The organism is Cupriavidus sp. DL-D2 (assembly GCF_039710735.1).
Lineage (GTDB): Bacteria > Pseudomonadota > Gammaproteobacteria > Burkholderiales > Burkholderiaceae > Cupriavidus.
This window is the reverse complement of the sequence record NZ_JBDKXK010000028.1, coordinates 82146-100090: the sequence shown is the minus strand read 5'-3', so window position 1 is coordinate 100090 and position 17945 is coordinate 82146. Positions and strand designations below refer to the sequence as shown.

Below are 17945 nucleotides of genomic sequence, written 5' to 3'. Positions count from 1 at the left end.
TTGTCTCCTCCCGGCAGTTGCCTCGGGTTTGGGTATGCCGGCCGCTGGCTGTCGTACCCGTTTCTTCTTCCTGTCTTCGGACCTGCCCATGCCCTCCAAAGTTATCCTGGCCAACGGCAACCCGTTCGTGCTGGCGCTGATGGACGCGCTCGGCCTGCCGAAGAGCACCAAGTCGTTTGAACTGCGGTGCGCGCTGGACGAAGTGGTGACGGTACGGTGCACATACTTGCCGCAGGCCGAAGGCGTGGAAGGCTTCGACGCCCACCCGCTGGTCGCTGAGTACAAGCTTGTGCCCGCTGGCGCTGCCACGGCAGGTGATCCGGCTGAGGCGTTCACCGACGATGCGCCGGGCGACACCGTCAAGGTAGTCCAGCACATCAATGTGGAGCCCCGCGCTGATGTAGCCGTGATTGCCCAAGCGATGCGCCACGCGAATCTCGGCTCTCCATTAGTTCCCCAGCCTCGACCGACTCGAAGCGAGGCTGCCATATCGGGTGCCGCTCTCGGTTGGGGTATCTTTGGCATGGCATGCGTCGGCGTTGCGCTGACCTACGCATTGGGGCTGTGGCCGTGACCAAGCGCGGTCGCCTCCCCATGCTTGGTGGCAGGGTTGCGCAAGCAGGCGCCCGAACCCCCACCATGCGGCCTGGCTCCTGGCGCACCACTGCCCAGACCAGTGGGCAGCGCGGGTATGGCTATCGTTGGCAAAAGGCGAGGGAGGCATACCTGCGACTGCATCCGTACTGTGTGTACTGCATGCGTGAGGCTCGCATACAGGCCGCCGGCCTGGCCGAGGTGATACTCGAATGCGCAGAGCGTGCGCTGCCCGTGCCCTATGGCAACGTGGTTGACCACATTGTTGCGCACCGTGGCGACCAAGCGCGGTTTTGGGATGAGTCGAACTGGCAGACGCTGTGCCAGACACACCACAGCCGCGACAAGCAGCGGCAGGAGAACCAATCATGGCAACCATGAACGTGACAGTGAGCGTCAAGGTGTCGTGGTGGGTCAGGCCGCTGCTGGCCATCCTCGCATGGTTGCACCGTTGCTTGGGCCTGCGGCTGGACCTCGAGGCTCTGGCTGCCTTCCTCACTAAGCACGGGATACGGTCGAGCGTGACCACGGCAGGCACTCAGCCATAAGGGAAGCACTCAGCTCCATAGATTCCCTTAACCGGATAAGAACAAGCTGCCGTTTCATCGCGAGGGCTGTAGCGCACCACGTTGGTGCGGTCGTCCCTGCTGTTGCGGCGATGCTGGCGTAATGCCGAAGCGGCCCGCCTGAAACGTGCCTAATCGGCCTAATTATGGCCAAGGGGAGGGGTGGGTCGAAAGCTTAAGTGGCTTTTACGCCCTAGACCACCCGTTCCCTCACGCGCAGAAAATTTCCCCTCCCACGGAATTTGTTAAAGCCTTAACACGCTGCCCGCATTAACAACATCGCGCAAACCGTTGATCGAAAACGGTAAACGTCCAGCGCAATGTTTAACATTTGGACCGCTTCCAGCGGGTTTTAACATGGCACTGACCGGCAAAAAGCAGAAATTTGCCGAGGCGAAGGCCAAGGGGCATACGAACAAGGAAGCCGCAATCGCTGCCGGGTACAGCGCGGGATCCGCGGCGGCTGCCGGATCGCGACTGGCGAAGGATCCTGATGTACTCGCCCACTTGGAGCGGAAGGCCAAGGCGAAAGCGCCGAGGAAGCCCAGCCCGCCAGCCAAGGCGACTCCCGCCAAGCCGCTCGCGCCAGCCGAACCTCAGGCCTTGGCCGACGAGGCCGAGTCAATATGGGAGCGCGCGACCCAGTTTTCCGATCCGAAAGCCTTCCTGAAAGCGGCGATGAATGACGACTCCACGGAGCCGAAGCTTCGGGTCTTCGCCGCCAATGCTCTGATGCCCTACTTCCACAAGAAGCTGGGCGACACGGGCAAAAAGGAGCAGGCCGCTGCGGATGCCAAAAAGCCAGGCAGATTCGAGCCCTCCGCGCCGCCCAAGTTGGTCACGGCCGGGGGTAAAAAGGTGTGAATATGGAATGGTCCACCGCGTGCATCGACTGGGAAGCCAGGCTCGTGGCGCGGCAGTCAATCATTCCCGCGCCGATCTTCGAGGACGAGGCGGAACGCGCCCTGGCGATTTTCAAGGAACTATGCGTCGTTGATCTTCCCGGGAAGCCCACCTTTGGCGAGTGCAGTGAAGATTGGGTGTTCGATTTCGTCCGCGCCATCTTCGGTGGCTACGAGTCGGACACCGGCAAGCAACTGATTCGCGAATACGGACTGCTAATCAGCAAAAAAAACACGAAATCGACGATCGCGGCCGGCATCATGCTGACCGCATTGATCTTGTGTTGGCGCGAGGAAGAGGAGCATCTGATTCTCGCGCCAACCAAGGAAGTGGCGGACAACAGTTTCAAGCCCGCTGCCAGCATGATCCGGGAGGACGACGAACTCGCTGCCAAGTTCCATATCCAGGACCATATCCGGACCATCACCCACCGAGTCAACCGGAATAGCCTGAAGGTCGTGGCGGCCGATACAGATACCGTGTCCGGCAAGAAGTCGGGCAAGGTCCTGGTGGACGAACTTTGGCTCTTTGGGAAGCGATCCAACGCTAGCGCGATGTTTATGGAGGCCCTCGGAGGGCAGGTGTCGCGTGATGAAGGTTGGGTCATCTACCTGACTACGCAGTCCGACGAACCGCCGGCCGGCGTCTTTAAAGAAAAGCTGGATTACTGGCGGGACGTCCGCGACGGCAAGATTGTCGACCGGAAGACTCTGCCGGTGCTGTACGAATTCCCCGAGCGGCTCGTCAAGGCGAAGGCGTACGTCGATCCGGCTCACTTCTACATCACGAACCCCAACCTCGGGCGTTCAGTCAGCGCGGAGTGGCTGGAAGACGAGTTGCGAAAGAACCAGTCGAAGACGGACGGCACGCTGCAGCAGTTTTTGGCCAAGCACCTGAATGTCGAGATCGGCCTCAACCTGCGTTCGGACAACTGGGCAGGCGCCTTGTTTTGGGATCAGCAAGCGATCCCTGGTCTGACGTTGGAGGATCTGATCTGCCGATGCGAGGTCGTGGACTTTGGTATCGACGGCGGCGGCCTCGATGACTTGCTTGGTGCGGCAGCGGTTGGACGTGACCGGAAGTCCGGAGAATGGCTTGCTTGGAACAGGGCGTGGGCGCACCCAACGGTTCTTGAACGCCGGAAATCGGAGGCGTCTAAACTTCGCGACCTCGAAAGGGACGGCGATCTAGTGATTGTCGAGCGGATTGGCGAGGACGTAGAGCAGCTCGCTCAGCTCGCGTTGCTCGTCTATGAGGCCGGAGTACTCGACAAGATCGGCGTTGACCCGAGCGGCATTGGCGCCGTGCTGGATGCGCTGGTGGCGGCCGGCATTCCTGAGGAGATGGTGATTGGAATCTCGCAGGGTTGGAAGTTGGGTGGCACGATCAAGACCACCGAGCGGAAGCTGGCCGAAGGCGCGCTATGGCACGCCGGTACCGCACTGATGAACTGGTGCGTCGGCAATGCCAAGGTCGAGCCGCGCGGCAACGCCATCTTGATTACCAAACAGGCGAGCGGGACGGCCAAGATTGACCCGTTGATGGCACTGTTCAACGCCATCGCGCTTCTTTCACTCAATCCACAGCCAGCCGACGACCTCGCTGGCTTTCTGGCGAACCCGATCATCGTATGAACCAGACCAAACAGACACTGCCCGCGCGGGTGAAATCCGCCCTCGCGGGAGGGCTGGCCGGCTGGCTTGGGGTGCCGATCGGTCTCGACTCGGGTGCATTCTGGGCTGCGTGGTTCGGTGGCCGCAACTTCACCGGAGAATCGGTGACGGTCAACTCGACGTTGCAACTCAGTACGGCTTGGGCATGCGTTCGATTGCTGGCTGATACGTTGTCGACGCTGCCGGTCAACGTGTATCGGGAGGTGGGCGACACGAAGACTCTGGCCAAGGACCATGAGTTGTACAGGCTGCTGCACGACCAGCCTAACGACAATATGACTGCAGCGGTTTTCTGGCAAATCTATGTTGCCTGCCTGCTTCTGTGGGGCGCCGCCTATGTGGAGAAGCGGCGCAATGTGTTGGGTAAGCTGTCTGCGCTCGACATTCTTTTGCCGTCCTGCATGATGCCGCCGCGCATTCGGGATGACGGCAGTATCGAGTGGACCTACAACGATCCCATTCTCAAGAAGTCGCGCGTCATTGCGGAAGAAGACCTTTGGTACCTCCCGGCGTTCACGTTGGATGGGCTCAACCCGATTTCGCCCGTGCAGATGGGCGCGAACGTATTTGGTGGGGCTATTGCCGCCGACCGCGCCAGTGCGTCCACGTTCAAGGACGGCATGAAGTCGGCCGGCCTGGTCACGATGGACGCGGTTTTGAAGCCGGGCCAGCGCGACGAGATCCGTGCGCATGTGAAGACCGTCAGTGATCAGGGCGGATACATGGTGCTGGAGAAGGGTGCAGGATTCGAGCAGCTGAGGATGAACCCGCAGGACGCCGAGTTGTTGGCGACACGCGGGTTCAACGTCGAGGAAATCTGTCGCTGGTACCGCGTGCCACCGTGGATGGTCGGCCACACTGAAAAATCGACGTCATGGGGTACCGGCATCGAGCAGCAGATGATCGGCTTTGTGACGTTCAGCCTGCGAACTTGGGCGGTGCGTATTGAGCAGTCGGCCAAGAAGGATCTGATGACCCCTGTCGAGCGGGGTTCCTACTCGGTGGAGATCGCCATGGAGGGCCTGCTGCGTGGCGACAGCGCCTCGCGTGCGGCCTTCTACTCGCAAATGACCCAGAACGGTGTCATGACGCGGGACGACTGTCGTAAGAAAGAGAACCTGCCGCCGATGGGCGGCAACGCTGCAGTCCTAACTGTGCAATCCAATATGCTGCCCATCGACAAGCTGGGCGAGAACAACCCGGCCACCGCTGCGAAAGATGCACTGGCCGCATGGCTCACCTCGGAGAGCAGCGATGCAACGTAAATCCGCAGCGTTCAAGACACGCGCGTTCGAATGGGATACCAAGGCCGTCAAAGATGACGGCCTTTTTTCTGGCTACGGTTCCGTATTCGGTGTCGTCGACAGCTATCGCGAAGTTGTGGCCCCCGGCGCGTTCAAAGCCAGTCTGGCTGACCTCGAAGCGAAGGGCCGATCGCTGCCGATCCTGTGGCAGCACCGCACAGGCGAGCCGATTGGCGACTGGACGTCGCTCGTCGAGGACAGCACCGGACTGAAGGGCGACGGGGCGCTCTGGCTGGACGACGCGCCCTACGCCAAGATTGCCTATCGAGGCATGAAGGCGAAGGCGATCACAGGACTGTCCATCGGCTACTACGTGCGCGATGACAGTTTCGACGAGAAAACGCGAGTGCGCACGCTAAAGGCGGTCGACCTGGTCGAGGTATCGATCGTGACAGTCCCGGCCAACGATGCCGCCCGTATCGACGCAGTGAAATCAGCGATTGCGCACGGTGCGCTCCCATCCCTTTCCGACTTTGAAGGGCTCCTGCGCGAGGCAGGCTTTTCGAAGTCACAGGCCGCGGTTATCGCCAACCGTGGCCTGAAACACCTGCTCCAGAGCGAGTCTGGCAGCGCGGCGAACGATGTAAATCGGCTGCTGGACAGCCTCAAATCCCTTTCCTTCTGAGGATACGATGATGAAACGCAATTTCCTGGGCATTTTCTGCGCCGTCGCTGGCGCGATGATCGCGTCGATGCTGACCTTCGACGCCCACGCCGCATCCGCGGTCGTCTCGGGCGTGCTGAACCACGCCGACATCCTCGGCGCACTGAGCGATCACGGTCTCGGCCTCGCTGGCCTCGGCGCGGCGGGAACCGTCGCCTCGATGGCGCGCAAGAGCGGCACCGGTGGCGATCCGTCGCCCGAGCAGGTGATGGAACAGGTCACCGCCGAGCTGAAGCGGATCGGTGACGAGGTCAAGAAGTCGGGCGAACTGGCACTGAAGGAAGCCAAAGACGCTGGCCAGGTCAGCGCCGATACCAAGGAAGCTGTCGACAAGCTGCTGGTGAAGCAGGGCGAACTACAGGCGCGCCTGGACGACGCCGAGAAGAAGTTGCTGCGCCGCGGCTCGGGCGAGCCGGAAGGTGCCAAGTCGGTTGGCTCCGAATTTGTCGAGTCGGAAGGCTATAAGGCGTACGTCGCCGAAGGCAACTACAAAAAGGGCTTCAGCCACCAGGTCAAGGCCGTGGTCACCATCACGTCGGACCCCGCCGTGGCCGGTGACACGATCGCCCCGGACCGACTGGCCGGAATCCAGACGCCGCCCCAGCGCCGTCTGACCGTTCGCGATCTGCTGACGCCGGGCCGCACGAGTTCGAACCTGATCCAGTACGTGAAGGAAACCGGGTTCCAGAACATGGCCGCAACGGTCGCGGAAGGTGCCAAGAAGCCGCAATCGGACCTAACGTTCGACCTGCTGGCCCAAGCTGTCGTGAAGATCGCTCACTTCGTGAAGGCATCGACCGAAATTCTGGCCGATGCTCCGATGATGCAGAGCTACATCGACGGTCGTCTGCGCTACGGGCTGGCCTTCAAGGAAGAAGCGCAGTTGCTTAACGGCTCTGGCGTCGGCAACAACCTGAACGGCATCTACACGCAGGCCACCCCCTACGTGGCGCCCATCGTGATCGCAAACGCGACGCGTATCGACGTGCTGCGCCTGGCGCTGCTGCAGGCCGAACTGGCCGAATACCCCTCGACCGGCATCGTGTTGCACCCGTCGGACTGGGCTGCGATCGAGCTGACCAAGGATTCCACCGGAGCGTACATCTTCGCGAACCCGCAGGGCATCGCTCAGCCGGCGCTGTGGGGCCGTCCGGTGGTGGCAACGCAGGCCATGACCGTGGACACGTTCCTGACGGGCGCGTTCAAGCTCGGCGCCCAGATCTTTGACCGCCAGCAAGCCTCGGTGATGGTGGCTACCGAGAACGAGGACGACTTCGTGAAGAACATCGTCACGATCCTGATCGAAGAACGTCTGGGCCTCGCCGTCTACCGCCCGGAAGCCTTCGTGAAGGGCGACATCACGCCGGCGTAACAGAGCCGTCCGCAAAACGCCCCTGGCTATGGCCGGGGGCCACGGAGCCCCATCATGATCACAGTGAAAGCACTGACCCGCTTCGTGCATCACGACATCGACGCCCACGCTGGCGACGACGTCGCGATGAGCGCTGCGCTGGCGAAGGACTTAGCGAGGGCTGGACTCGTCGAGGATCCGGAAAAGCAAGCGGCCGAACAACGCGCGAAGGAAGCCGCCGAGGCAGCTGCGCGCGAGGCTGCGGAGGCGAAGGCGAAGCAAGAGGCTGAAGACCGCGCCGCTGCCGAAGCTCTGGCGAAACAGCAAGCCGAAGAGCAGGCAGCACGAGACAGGGCTGCTGCAGAAGAGCAGGCGAAGAAGGACGAGGAAGCACTTCTTGCCGCAGAAGAGGCATCGCGCCGGGAAGCGGAAGAGCGGGCTTCCGCCGAGGCTGCTGCTGCTGCCGCTGCAGAGAAGGAAAAGGCGGCACCACCGCCTGCCAACAAGAAAGCGCCGGACCCGAAGAACAAGGGAGCCTGAGATGCCGATCCTCGCTCTCGACATGGTGAAGTCGCACCTGCGGGTGACGTGGGCGGACGAGGATCAGCTGATTGGCCTGTACCTGGCAGCGGCTGAAGGTTCGGCTGCCTCGTTCCTTAACCGCAAGGTCTACCCGGACCAGGCCGCACTTGACGCTGCGGAACTGGCCGGCACGGCGGGCGATGATCCGATGGTGGCCAACGCCGAGGTTCAGGCGGCGGTGCTGCTGACCGTCGGCCACCTGTATGGCAACCGCGAAGACGTGGTTGTCGGCGCAACGGTTGAAGAACTGCCGCGCGGCGCCCTCGACCTGCTGCAGCCCTACCGCGTGGGACTGGGCGTATGAGGGCCGGCCAGCGCAGCGAGCGTGTGGAGATCCAGCGGCCCGCCGATGGCCAGGACGACTACGGCCAGCCGACGGTAGGGTGGGTCTCGGTCCGGCCGGTGTGGGCCAACATCCTGCACCGCAGTGGCATTGAATCCATCCGGGCCGACGCGCCGACGTCGATCGTGCAGGCCAGCGTGCGCATTCCGTTGCTGGCGGCCGAAGGCGTTACCACGGCGATGCGCGTCCTGTGCGCCGACGGCACGGCGTACGGCATCAAGGCGATCCTGGCCGACCGCGTCAGACGTGAATACGTGGATCTGGTGTGCGAGACAGGAGCGTCCGATGGCTGACTCCGCCGAAATAATCGTCGTTGAGGCGCTAAAGACCGTCAACCTGAAGAATTACCCTGACGTGGCGCCGACCGGCACAGTAGGGCCATACGTGACATACCAGGCCGTCGGCGGCCAAGATGTGAACGATCTTGATGGCCCCGCCGATCTCGAAAACCAGCGCATGCAGATCACCGTATGGTCCGGTAAGCGTGGCGACACGACTGCCACGATGCGGGCCGCGCGGGCTGCGCTGGTTGCGGCCGGAGGCATCCCAATCGGCGCCGCGGTGAGCCAGTACGAGGCGGACACCAAGCTGTACGGCTCGCGTCTTGATTTTTCGATCTGGTTCAAGCCCTGAACCACTCCGCGTTCCACCGTTCCAACCGCCCGCTCTGCGCGGGCTTTTTCATTTGATGAGGTCAACATGCCATCTACCGCAATCTCCGCGCAGGGCTCGAAGCTGGAAATCTCCAGCACCGCAGGCGCACCCAAGACGATCACCGGCGTTGCTGTCGGCTTTCCGACGATCCTGACGTCCGCCGCGCACGGCCTGTCCAATGGTGATGTGACCACGTTGGCCGGGCTGACGGGCGCAGACGCTGCGCTGCTGAATGGTCAAACGGTCGTGGTCAAGTACAAGGGCACCAACACGATCGCCGTTGACATCGACACCACCGGCAAGACCATCACGGCGGCCGGCACGATTACCCCACTGGGCTGGACGAAGATCGAGAATCTGGTCTCGTTCAAGGGGTTCGACGGTCAGGCCAGCGAACTTGACGCCACCGACATGGATTCCACCGCGAAGGAATTCCTGCTGGGCCTGCAGGACTGGGGCAGCTTTACCTTCGACGTCAACCGCGACATGAACGATGCCGGCCAGCAGGCCGTCGACGCATCCAAGCGGGCGGGCACCAAGAAGACCTACAAGCTGACGCTGCCGAACAACAAGACGAAGACGTTTGACGCGTACTGCAAGAACAGCCCGCTGGAAGGCGGCGTGGATCAGATCCTGAAAACTTCCGGTATTACCCTGCGTATTACCGGCGACGTGGTGGACGCATAAATCTATGCCGATTCTCTCGAAAGACTCAATTCTGGCCGCCTCACTGGAGCACGAAGACGTTTCCGTGCCGGAGTGGGGCGGCGACGTGCGCGTGGCGGTCATGTCTGGCGCCGCGCGCGACCGCTTCATGGCGCTGCAAGGCGAGGGGAAGACGCCTTACAGCGTGTTTCAGGCGCGCGTACTGGTGTGCTGCGTGGTAGACGAGACCGGCGAACTGCTGTTCTCGGAGGACGATGTCGAGGCTTTGCGCGGTCGCAGCAAGGAAGCGCTCGACCGCGTGGTGGATGTTGCCATGCGACTGAACAAGCTGGGCGCCGAGGCGGTGGAGGAAGAAGTAAAAAACTCCGACGCCGCCCAGAGCGGCGGCACTGGATCCGGCTCAGCATCGACCTCGGAATCCCAATAAGGGAACTGCAAGAGCGGATAAGCAGCGCGGAGTTCGTCGAATACATGGCCTCCTACCAGGTCGACCAGCGCGGCGGCGTCTATGACGACCTTCGCGCTGGCGCGATCGCGTCCACGATCGCAAATATTCATCGCGATCGTAAGGCGCGCAGCGATCCGTTCAGCTGCTTCGACATGACGCCGTGGAGCGAACACCATCTTGCGGCGCACAGTGCCGAGGCGATCCTGCTAGACGACCCGGAAGAGCAGGCGAAGCTGATCGAGAGCGTGATGTTTCCACGGAGGGATTGATGGCGAAGCCGCGGCGCGTCACGGTGGAGAACGAGGATGCACTCAAGGGCAAACTCAATGCGCTCGACCAGGTTGCTTCCGAGTCGGTGCTGCGGCAAGCCGCGGTGGCCGGCGCGCGCGTGATCCATGCAGAGGTGAAACTGCGGGCTCCGGTCGATCTAGGCATCTATGAGGGCAAGAAGGGCAGGCACCCGCCCGGCTTTCTGCGCTCGCACATCATCATCGCCTTCGAGGAAGAGAAGTCAATTCCAGGAAGACTGGCGTCCTACATCGTGACTTGGTCGAAGGAAGCCTTCTACGGCCGGTTCCTCGAGCATGGCACGTCCAAGATGGCCGCGCAGCCGTTCCTTCGGCCCGGATTCGAAGCGAAGAAGAAGGCCGCCGCTGCCGCCGTCAGCGCGGTAATTCAGGAAAAGGCAAGGGAGTTCACACGTGGCTGACGAAACGATTGTCCGCGTCACAGCCGATGCGACCGGTTATACCGCCGAAATGGATAGGGCGCGCCGCAGCGCGGACGCCTTCATTGCCACGCAGGAGGCCAAGGCGCGTCGTACGCTTGTAGCGGAGTCCGCCATTGCTGAGGCGGCCCGAAATGGTTCGGATGCGCACGCGCGCGCAATCAACCAATTCGTCAACCAGACCGCGCGCATGGCGGAGGCCTCGGGCAAGACGAGGATCCAACTGATCGAGCAGAAGGCAGCGTTGCTAGGCGTCAGCGAGTCAGTCGCCCCGTACATCAACCAACTCAAGGCGGCTGAGCAGGCCGCTAACGGCATGGGGCGTGTCAGCGCGTCACTGGATAACGTCGGCATGTCGGCGCGGCAGACGGCAGCCGCCATGCGCATGGTGCCGGCCCAGATAACAGACGTCGTGACGCAGTTGGCCGGCGGGCAATCGCCGCTGCTGATCCTAACGCAACAGGGTGGTCAATTGCGGGACATGTTCGGCGGCATCGGGCCGGCCGTGCGTGCCGTGGGAAGTACCGTCGCTGGCCTGATTAACCCGGTCACGATCTTGGCTGGCGCTGCTGTCGGGTTGGCGGTGGCGTTTGAGAAGGGTTCCGGCGAGACACGACGATTCAATGCTGCGCTGACGATCACCGGCGGCGTGGCCGGGGTGTCTGCCGACCAGATGGCGACTATGGCCAAGGTCATGAGCGACACGGCCGGCACACAGGGAAAAGCCGCCGAGACGCTGACGGCGCTGGCCTCGACTGGCAAGATTGCCGGCAATACCTTCGTGGAACTCGGCAATGCCGCGCAGGCGTGGGAGAAGGCTACCGGCGCGGCCGTCGAGAAGACAGTCGAAGAGTTCGTCAAGCTGGGTGAGGAACCGGTCAAGGCCTCGCAAAAGCTGAACGAGCAGTACCACTTTCTCACTGCTGCGGTCTTTGAGCAGATCGCAGCGCTGGAAGATCAGGGCAGAAAGGAAGAGGCGGCCGCGCTGGCGCAGCGCACTTACGCCAGCGCGATGAAGGACCGCGCCGACCAGGTGGTGGCGAACGTCGGCTATATGCAGCGGGCGTGGGCCGGACTTACGGGCCTGGCCAAGGGCGCTTGGGATGCAATGCTTGGCGTCGGCCGGGATACCACTTTGGCGGATGTGCGCGGTGCGATTGAGCGCACCAAAGCCGAGATCGCCAAAATGGAGTCCACGCCTGGCTCGGAACCGGGTGGTGTCAACCGAGCGGCGCTAGCTCGCGCGCGGATGAACCTGGAGCAGTTGCAGGCGCAGGCGAAGCCACTGGAAGCGGCCAATGCGGCGGCAGAAGAGAAGGCTGCAGAGCAGCGCCGGCAGGATGCCATGGTTGCAGCACAAGCCCGTCTTCGGGATCAGGAGAAGGCGACCCGCTCGCGCGCCGATCTGCGCAAGGAAGAAATTGACCAACTGAACAAGGACGCCAAGCTGGTCGGCATGGCCGCTGACGAGTACAACAAGCGACTGGCCGCCATTGAGGATAAGTTCAAGGATCCGAAGGCGCGCCAGCCGAAGGCTTACCAGGACGACGCGGCGACGAAGTTCATTCAGCAAATCCGCGATCAGGATGCGGCCGTGCAAGCCGCTCTGGCGTCGACTGACAAGCTGACAGCAGCCGAGAAGATGCAGGCTTCGTACCTGCAGCTGATAGCTGACCTGAAGGGCAAGGCCATTCTGACAGCTGACCAGAAAAGCCTGCTGGCTGGTCAGGACAGGATCAAGAACGCGCTGGCGGAGTACGTCGAGCACGAGAAGACGCTGAAGGTCAAGACCGAAATCCAGAAAGTGGAAGAGCGGTCCGCTGCAATCAGCGCGCAGATCAGCAACATGCAGAAGTCGGCGGCCGAGCAATACCAGCGCCAATTGGACGCTGTCGGCCGTGGCTCCGAGGCACAGAAGCAGGCCGAGGCGGTGCGGTCTATCTACAAGGCGTACGAAGACCTGGCGTTGCAGCAGGAGAAGGCGACTCCGGAGGCGCAGCGCACGTCGCAGGCCTACCTGGACTCGCAGAAGAATCTGCGCGACGGGCTGGATCAGTCGTTGGCAGCTTATGACACCTACTACGCATCGCTGAGGGAGAAGCAGGAAAGCTGGGTCAATGGCGCGACTGAAGCCATTGCCAACTACGCCCAGGAATCGCGCAACGTTATGGCCATGACCAGCACAGCGGCGACAAATGCGTTCAGGCGGATGGAAGACGGCATCGTGTCGTTCTCTACGACCGGCAAGGGCAATTTCCGAGATTTCGCGCAGTCGGTTATTTCCGACCTGATCCGCATTCAGGCGCGGGCGGCTCTGTCCGGTCTCTTCAGCCAGCTCGGCTCGATGGTGATGGGCGCATATGGCGACATGACCGGGACATCAGTAGGCGGCGTATATGGGCCTCAGACGCAGGCGGGGCTGGATTCGCTTATAGCGAACGTGTCTGCGCGTGCGACCGGTGGCAACATCAATGCTGGTCAGCCGTACCTGGTGGGTGAGCGCGGGCCGGAGCTGGTGGTGCCCACTGGCTCGGGCTATGTCGTGCCGAACAACGAATTGGGTGGCGGTGCAGCGGGCGGCGGTGATGTGACGATTGTGCAGCACATCAACATCGACAGTCGGTCAGATCAGGCGGTAATCGCGCAGGCGATGGTGCAGGCGAAGAATGCCGCCTTGGCGGAAGTGCGGGCCAATATGGCACGTGGCGGTGACCTTCAGCAAATGGCCAGGAGATAGGGAATGCCAACGATCGATTGGCCGTTGAGTCTTGTGCCAGCTAAGTCGACGTGGGGCCTGCAGTCGAATACCGAGGCATTTACGTCGCCCCTTAACCGGTCGGTTCAGACCGTGGAGCGGCCCGGGGCGCGCTGGAAGGCGTCCTGGGAGTTTCCACCCAAGAACGATCTTGATCGCGGGCTGCTCGAGGCATTTCTGGCGTCGCTCGGCGGGATGGCAGGGAGGTTCACAGTTTGGCCGCACCAGCGCCCGGGCAACTCGCTGTACAGCCCGATGGTGAGCGGCAACCTGACGGACTTCCGAATGCTGCCGTCCTTCAATTGGGCACCGAATGCGGTCATTTTGCGAGCAGGAGACTACATCGCTGCGGGGGGCGAGCTGAAGATCGTCACCGCTGACGTCACGAGCAACGTAACCGGGATCGCCACCATCCCTGTGTCGCCGCCATTCCGTAAGCAGCCAGGAAACCTAGCGGCCATTACGACGGACCGGCCGCGCGCCACGATGATGCTGTCCAGCGATGAGTACTCGATCTCAGTGATGCCGGGCCGCATTTCCGATGCGGTCGTAATTAGTGCCGTTGAGGTGTTCGTATGAACCGCAGCATGGATGAGATTACCGCTAGCGCGGTCACATCCGGCCACGTGCCCTATGTCTTTTTCGTGAAGATGGATTTTTCGGTACCGCTATGTGTCTGTAGCGCGGGCTATGACATGCAGTGGAACGGAATCACGTGGACAGGTCTGGGCTTGCTCGGCTCCATAGAGCCGATTCAAGAGCAGGCCAGTTTGGAGGCGATCGGTCTGCGTTTGACGCTTTCGGGGGTACCTACCGAGGCAATTGCCATCACACTGGGTGAGCAGTATCAGGGTAAGCCATGCCAAGTGTGGATGGCGCCGTTGCGTGATGACCTTCAACTGGTGAGCAATCCAGTCCGTACCTTTAGCGGTCGGATGGACGTGCCTGACATCGAGGTTGGCGACACCGCAACCATCACCGTGTCGGTTGAGTCCCGCATGGTTGCCTGGGAGCGCGCCAGAACGCGTCGCTACAACAATGAAGACCAGCAGAACCGGTATCCCGGTGATCGAGGCTTCGAGTTTGTAGCCCAGATGGTGGAGAAGAATCTTTCATGGGGACGCTGATGCAGCGATTCGAAGATTGGCCGGCCCGCCTTGCTGCGTTCATTGAAGCCCGCCATGAGCGGGCTTTCTCTTGGGGCGATAGCGATTGCTGCACGTTTGTGTGTGACGGTGTGGCAGCAATAACCGGCGTCGATCCAGCAGTCCGATGGCGCGGGCTTTATTCGAGTGAGAGGGGTGCACGGCGACTGCTGCGCGATAACGGCGGCGTTGCTGGTCTTGCATCGCTAGCATTCGGCGCACCGATGGCGCCTGGGCTGGCCGGGCGCGGTGACGTGGTCTTGATTGACACGCCCGACGGCGAAGCACTCGCATTGTGCGTGGGCGCTAGTGTCGCAGCGCAGGGGGCGGAAGGAATTCTGTACTTCCCGTCGTCCGCATCGAAATCTGCATGGAAGACTTAGGAGCATCAAATGCCACAGGCAGTAGCAGCAGCCGTAGCCTCCGCGGTCCTGCTGGCGGGATCGACGGTAGCGGTGGCTACGGCAGTTGGGATCCTGGTGTACGGGGTAACCGCTTTCGCAATCTCATTTGCGATCGGTTCCATCATGGGTGCGATCTTCAAGCCGAAGTCGAACAACGGCTTCTCGGCTGAAGCCCAGGGGCGCACGCAGGTCGTGCGTTCGAACGTGCAACCGCGCAACCTGATCTACGGCCGTGCGATGACCTCCGGCCCCTTGGTCTATGCGGCGAGCACTGACGGGGAGAAGAAGAACCAGTTCATGCACCTGGTGATCGCGCTTGCCGACCACCAGTGCGACGGAATCGAGGAAATCTATCTCGGAGACGATCCTGCCGGCATTCCGGAAGGCAGCATCTACCCCACCAGTGGCAAGTTCCTGAAGGTCTGGGGGACGTCGGCTGCAATGACGGTCGCGGTGACGCCTGGCGCCACGTCGATGACGTTCAACGTGGATGGCGGAAATGTCTACCGCATGGCGTCGGTGATCGCCAACGTCGCCGATGGTTCCTCATACAACGTGAGCGACATTTCGTGGACCGAGGGCTTGCCATCTGTGACGGTGCGTGGACTTCAGCCCGAGACCACGCATCTGATGGTCACCTATGAAATCCAGAACGCCCACGCTTACGTCCGCGTCAAGCGACACCTTGGTACGCCGGACCAGGCCGCCGACGCGGACATGGTCGCCGAGGTCCCCGGCTGGACATGGGACCACAGGCTGCAGGGCGTCACATATATCTATGTGCGCTTGGAGTTCGATTCGGACATCTTCCCGAATGGTCTGCCCAACGTCAAAGCCATGGTGCGTGGCAAGGTCCTGTACAACCCGTTTTATGGCACACGATACTGGACCGACAACTGGGCGATGTGTGTCTATGACTACCTGACGGACGAGCGCGGCTTCGGCTGCGACCCGCAGGACATCGACATGGAGGCTTTCGGCGCGGCCGGCAATATCTCCGACGAAGCTGTGTCACTCGCGAACGGTGGCGTGCAGTTGCGATACCGGTGCAATGGCATCGTGATGACCGACAAGTCGCCGCGCGACAACCTGGCAGAAATGGTGTCAGCGTGTGGTGGAACGGTGGTCGTTGCTGGCGGTGTCTTCCGCATGTTTGCCGGCGCCTACGACATTCCGACCGTGACACTGACGGAGTCGGACCTGCGGGGGGCAGTGAAGGTGCGCCCCAGAACGTCGCGCAAGGATCTGTTCAATGTGGTCAAGGGCACGTTCGTCGATCCATCGAAGAACTGGCAGCCAAGCGACTTCCCCGCCGTCAAGAATCCGTTGTACGCGCAGCAGGATGGGGAGGTTATCGAGAGGGACATTGAACTTCCCTTCACGACAGACGCGACGATGGCCCAGCGCCTGGCCAAGATCATCCTGGAGCGGTCGCGGCAGGGCATCGTGGTGGAGTTTCCAGCGAAGCTGACGGCCTTTCAGTTGTCGGCCTACAGCACTGTAAAACTCACGTTGGCCAAGTTCGGATGGACGAACAAGGTCTTTCGCGTCATGTCGTGGAAGCTAAGCGACGATGGCGGAGTCGATCTGGTCCTTAACGAGGAAGCTGCGACGGTCTACGACTGGAGCGCCGGTGACGCTACAAACTACGACCCGGCGCCCGATACCAACCTGCCGAACCCGTTCGTTGTGGAGAACGTCGGGCCCATCAGCATGGATTCCGGCGAGGCGCATTTGGTGTTGTCATCCAGCGGCGTGGTGACCTCACGCATCCTGCTCACCTGGCCTCAGCCCACGGAACTCTCCGTGCGGCAGACTGGGCGCACGGAAATCCAGTACAAGCGCGCGGATCAGGCGGACTGGCAGGTGCTGGCGCCGGTCTCGGCAGACACCACCGGCCAATACATTTCGCCGGTAGACGACGGCAAGCCGTATCAGGTCCGTGCACGCTTCGTATCGGCCTTGGGTGTGCGCAGTCCTCTCTGGACGTATTCCCCGGTCCACGTGGTCGTCGGAAAGCTGGCGCCGCCGAGCAACCTCACGGGCTTGTCCCTGACGGTGTTGAACGGCTTTGCAAACCTGACGTGGGATGCCGCGACGGACCTGGATGTGCGCAACGGCGGCCAGGCTCGGATTCGGCACACGACGGATCTGGTTCAGCCCAGCTGGGCTAGTGCCATCGACATCGGGGGCTTCGTATCAGGCGCAGCCAACTCCGCTCAGTTGCCGCTGCTGGAAGGCGTATATCTGGCGAAGTGGATCGACTCCACCGGGCACGAGTCGCCGCAGGCGGCCATGGTAATCACCACGGCGCCGTCGCTGTCCAGCCTGAACATCGTCGCGACGGTGGCAGAGCATCCGGCGTTCTCCGGGGCAAAGACGAACGTCGTGCTGGATCCGGCGCTCAACGGTATCAAGCTGATCGGCAATGGCCTGATCGATGATCAGGGCCTGATCGATGCAACCGGTTTGTGGGACGACCAGGGCGCGATCGACAGCCTTGGCCCCATCGACGATGTGGTGGGCGCCGGCGGCTGGGGTCTGATCGATTCGCTGGGCGGGATCGTGTCTGATGGGACATATCAATTCGCCAGCACGTTCGATCTTGGGGTGGTGGAGAAATCGCGCCTAACGGCGACCATCGATGCGCTGTCATTCGATACGGGCGACCTGATCGACTTCCGCTACGACCTGATTGATAGCTGGGAGTCGATCGACGGCGGCCGGATCAACGACACCGCGGTGATGCTGTACGTGCGCACCACGAACGACGATCCCGCCGGCTCCCCAACCTGGACCGACTGGCAGCGCTTCTCGATGGGCGACTACGAGGCGCGCGCCTTCCAGTGGAAGGTGGAGATGCAGAGCGGGTCGTCCACCCACAACGTGGTGGTGACTGGGCTGACGGTCAGTGTCGATATGCCGGACCGACGCGAATCCGGGAAGAACGTCGTCTCCGGCGCGGGCGCATACCCAATCGTGTTCGGCAAGCCATTCCGGGTCGATCCGGTCTTGGGAATCACCGCGCAGAACATGGCCCAAGGCGACTACTTCTCCATCACCGGCAAGACGGCAACCGGTTTCACGATCACCTTCTTCAACGCATCCAGCACCCCCGTGTCGCGCAGATTCGACTGGGACGCGGTCGCGTATTAATCGGAGAGCA

19 protein-coding genes are annotated in these 17945 nt (G+C 61.9%); all 19 read left to right on the top strand.

Annotated features, from left to right (window positions below):
- Positions 1-88 precede the first annotated feature (88 nt).
- The 19 genes from ABDB81_RS16630 to ABDB81_RS16540 all read left to right on the top strand — a co-directional run bounded on the left by ABDB81_RS16630 (position 89) and on the right by ABDB81_RS16540 (position 17935).
- A complete protein-coding gene (locus tag ABDB81_RS16630; RefSeq protein WP_346812186.1) occupies positions 89-574 on the top strand; it encodes a hypothetical protein in 486 nt (161 codons plus the stop codon).
- Positions 575-962: 388 nt separating this feature from the next.
- Positions 963-1142: a hypothetical protein gene (locus ABDB81_RS16625; RefSeq protein WP_346812185.1), complete on the top strand. Its 180-nt coding sequence runs from the start codon at positions 963-965 to the stop codon at positions 1140-1142.
- Between the two features lie 375 nt (positions 1143-1517).
- Entirely contained in the window at positions 1518-2024 is a 507-nt protein-coding gene (locus ABDB81_RS16620) for a terminase small subunit (RefSeq protein ID WP_346812183.1), read from the top strand.
- A 2-nt stretch (positions 2025-2026) separates the two neighbouring features.
- Positions 2027-3697 (top strand): terminase large subunit, encoded by a 1671-nt coding sequence (locus ABDB81_RS16615; protein ID WP_346812181.1) that lies wholly within the window; start codon positions 2027-2029, stop codon positions 3695-3697.
- Entirely contained in the window at positions 3694-5001 is a 1308-nt protein-coding gene (locus ABDB81_RS16610) for a phage portal protein (RefSeq protein ID WP_346812180.1), read from the top strand. Before ABDB81_RS16615 ends, ABDB81_RS16610 begins: the two co-directional genes overlap by 4 nt.
- A complete protein-coding gene (locus tag ABDB81_RS16605; protein WP_346812178.1) occupies positions 4991-5665 on the top strand; it encodes an HK97 family phage prohead protease in 675 nt (224 codons plus the stop codon). Before ABDB81_RS16610 ends, ABDB81_RS16605 begins: the two co-directional genes overlap by 11 nt.
- A gap of 247 nt (positions 5666-5912) precedes the next feature.
- The gene (locus ABDB81_RS16600) at positions 5913-7076 is read left to right on the top strand and encodes a phage major capsid protein (RefSeq protein ID WP_346812245.1); all 1164 of its coding nucleotides are present in this window, start codon (positions 5913-5915) and stop codon (positions 7074-7076) included.
- Between the two features lie 54 nt (positions 7077-7130).
- On the top strand, positions 7131-7595 hold the full coding sequence (locus tag ABDB81_RS16595; RefSeq protein ID WP_346812176.1) for a hypothetical protein: 465 nt from the start codon (positions 7131-7133) through the stop codon (positions 7593-7595).
- A gap of 1 nt (position 7596) precedes the next feature.
- Positions 7597-7941 carry a head-tail connector protein gene (locus tag ABDB81_RS16590; protein ID WP_346812174.1) on the top strand — a complete coding sequence of 115 codons (345 nt, stop codon included), beginning with the start codon at positions 7597-7599 and terminating at the stop codon, positions 7939-7941.
- Positions 7938-8273: a phage head closure protein gene (locus ABDB81_RS16585; RefSeq protein WP_346812172.1), complete on the top strand. Its 336-nt coding sequence runs from the start codon at positions 7938-7940 to the stop codon at positions 8271-8273. Before ABDB81_RS16590 ends, ABDB81_RS16585 begins: the two co-directional genes overlap by 4 nt.
- Positions 8266-8613 carry a DUF3168 domain-containing protein gene (locus ABDB81_RS16580; RefSeq protein WP_346812170.1) on the top strand — a complete coding sequence of 116 codons (348 nt, stop codon included), beginning with the start codon at positions 8266-8268 and terminating at the stop codon, positions 8611-8613. Before ABDB81_RS16585 ends, ABDB81_RS16580 begins: the two co-directional genes overlap by 8 nt.
- 66 nt (positions 8614-8679) lie before the next feature.
- The gene (locus tag ABDB81_RS16575) at positions 8680-9321 is read left to right on the top strand and encodes a phage tail tube protein (RefSeq protein ID WP_346812168.1); all 642 of its coding nucleotides are present in this window, start codon (positions 8680-8682) and stop codon (positions 9319-9321) included.
- A 4-nt stretch (positions 9322-9325) separates the two neighbouring features.
- On the top strand, positions 9326-9727 hold the full coding sequence (locus tag ABDB81_RS16570) for a hypothetical protein (RefSeq protein ID WP_346812166.1): 402 nt from the start codon (positions 9326-9328) through the stop codon (positions 9725-9727).
- A 44-nt stretch (positions 9728-9771) separates the two neighbouring features.
- Complete coding sequence (locus tag ABDB81_RS16565; RefSeq protein WP_346812164.1) at positions 9772-10017, top strand: hypothetical protein; 246 nt, start codon at positions 9772-9774, stop codon at positions 10015-10017.
- Positions 10017-10457 (top strand): HK97-gp10 family putative phage morphogenesis protein, encoded by a 441-nt coding sequence (locus ABDB81_RS16560; protein WP_346812162.1) that lies wholly within the window; start codon positions 10017-10019, stop codon positions 10455-10457. The genes ABDB81_RS16565 and ABDB81_RS16560 overlap by 1 nt, the downstream gene beginning before the upstream one ends.
- Positions 10450-13212 (top strand): phage tail tape measure protein, encoded by a 2763-nt coding sequence (locus ABDB81_RS16555; RefSeq protein ID WP_346812160.1) that lies wholly within the window; start codon positions 10450-10452, stop codon positions 13210-13212. The genes ABDB81_RS16560 and ABDB81_RS16555 overlap by 8 nt, the downstream gene beginning before the upstream one ends.
- A 3-nt stretch (positions 13213-13215) precedes the next feature.
- Positions 13216-13809, top strand: a complete 594-nt coding sequence (locus ABDB81_RS16550; protein WP_346812158.1) for a hypothetical protein — start codon at positions 13216-13218, stop codon at positions 13807-13809.
- On the top strand, positions 13806-14357 hold the full coding sequence (locus tag ABDB81_RS16545) for a hypothetical protein (RefSeq protein WP_346812156.1): 552 nt from the start codon (positions 13806-13808) through the stop codon (positions 14355-14357). Before ABDB81_RS16550 ends, ABDB81_RS16545 begins: the two co-directional genes overlap by 4 nt.
- Before the next feature lie 410 nt (positions 14358-14767).
- The gene (locus ABDB81_RS16540; RefSeq protein WP_346812154.1) at positions 14768-17935 is read left to right on the top strand and encodes a phage tail protein; all 3168 of its coding nucleotides are present in this window, start codon (positions 14768-14770) and stop codon (positions 17933-17935) included.
- The last annotated feature ends 10 nt before the right edge of the window (positions 17936-17945 follow it).

Coding starts and splice junctions, on each gene's coding strand:
- ABDB81_RS16585 (WP_346812172.1), top strand. CDS start 7,938: ATGAGGGCCGGCCAGCGCAGCGAGCGTGTGGAGATCCAGCGGCCCGCC.
- ABDB81_RS16580 (WP_346812170.1), top strand. CDS start 8,266: ATGGCTGACTCCGCCGAAATAATCGTCGTTGAGGCGCTAAAGACCGTC.
- ABDB81_RS16565 (WP_346812164.1), top strand. CDS start 9,772: ATGGCCTCCTACCAGGTCGACCAGCGCGGCGGCGTCTATGACGACCTT.
- ABDB81_RS16600 (WP_346812245.1), top strand. CDS start 5,913: ATGGAACAGGTCACCGCCGAGCTGAAGCGGATCGGTGACGAGGTCAAG.
- ABDB81_RS16590 (WP_346812174.1), top strand. CDS start 7,597: ATGCCGATCCTCGCTCTCGACATGGTGAAGTCGCACCTGCGGGTGACG.
- ABDB81_RS16595 (WP_346812176.1), top strand. CDS start 7,131: ATGATCACAGTGAAAGCACTGACCCGCTTCGTGCATCACGACATCGAC.
- ABDB81_RS16610 (WP_346812180.1), top strand. CDS start 3,694: ATGAACCAGACCAAACAGACACTGCCCGCGCGGGTGAAATCCGCCCTC.
- ABDB81_RS16560 (WP_346812162.1), top strand. CDS start 10,017: ATGGCGAAGCCGCGGCGCGTCACGGTGGAGAACGAGGATGCACTCAAG.
- ABDB81_RS16545 (WP_346812156.1), top strand. CDS start 13,806: ATGAACCGCAGCATGGATGAGATTACCGCTAGCGCGGTCACATCCGGC.
- ABDB81_RS16605 (WP_346812178.1), top strand. CDS start 4,991: ATGCAACGTAAATCCGCAGCGTTCAAGACACGCGCGTTCGAATGGGAT.
- ABDB81_RS16575 (WP_346812168.1), top strand. CDS start 8,680: ATGCCATCTACCGCAATCTCCGCGCAGGGCTCGAAGCTGGAAATCTCC.
- ABDB81_RS16615 (WP_346812181.1), top strand. CDS start 2,027: ATGGAATGGTCCACCGCGTGCATCGACTGGGAAGCCAGGCTCGTGGCG.
- ABDB81_RS16540 (WP_346812154.1), top strand. CDS start 14,768: ATGCCACAGGCAGTAGCAGCAGCCGTAGCCTCCGCGGTCCTGCTGGCG.
- ABDB81_RS16630 (WP_346812186.1), top strand. CDS start 89: ATGCCCTCCAAAGTTATCCTGGCCAACGGCAACCCGTTCGTGCTGGCG.
- ABDB81_RS16570 (WP_346812166.1), top strand. CDS start 9,326: ATGCCGATTCTCTCGAAAGACTCAATTCTGGCCGCCTCACTGGAGCAC.
- ABDB81_RS16550 (WP_346812158.1), top strand. CDS start 13,216: ATGCCAACGATCGATTGGCCGTTGAGTCTTGTGCCAGCTAAGTCGACG.
- ABDB81_RS16620 (WP_346812183.1), top strand. CDS start 1,518: ATGGCACTGACCGGCAAAAAGCAGAAATTTGCCGAGGCGAAGGCCAAG.
- ABDB81_RS16625 (WP_346812185.1), top strand. CDS start 963: ATGGCAACCATGAACGTGACAGTGAGCGTCAAGGTGTCGTGGTGGGTC.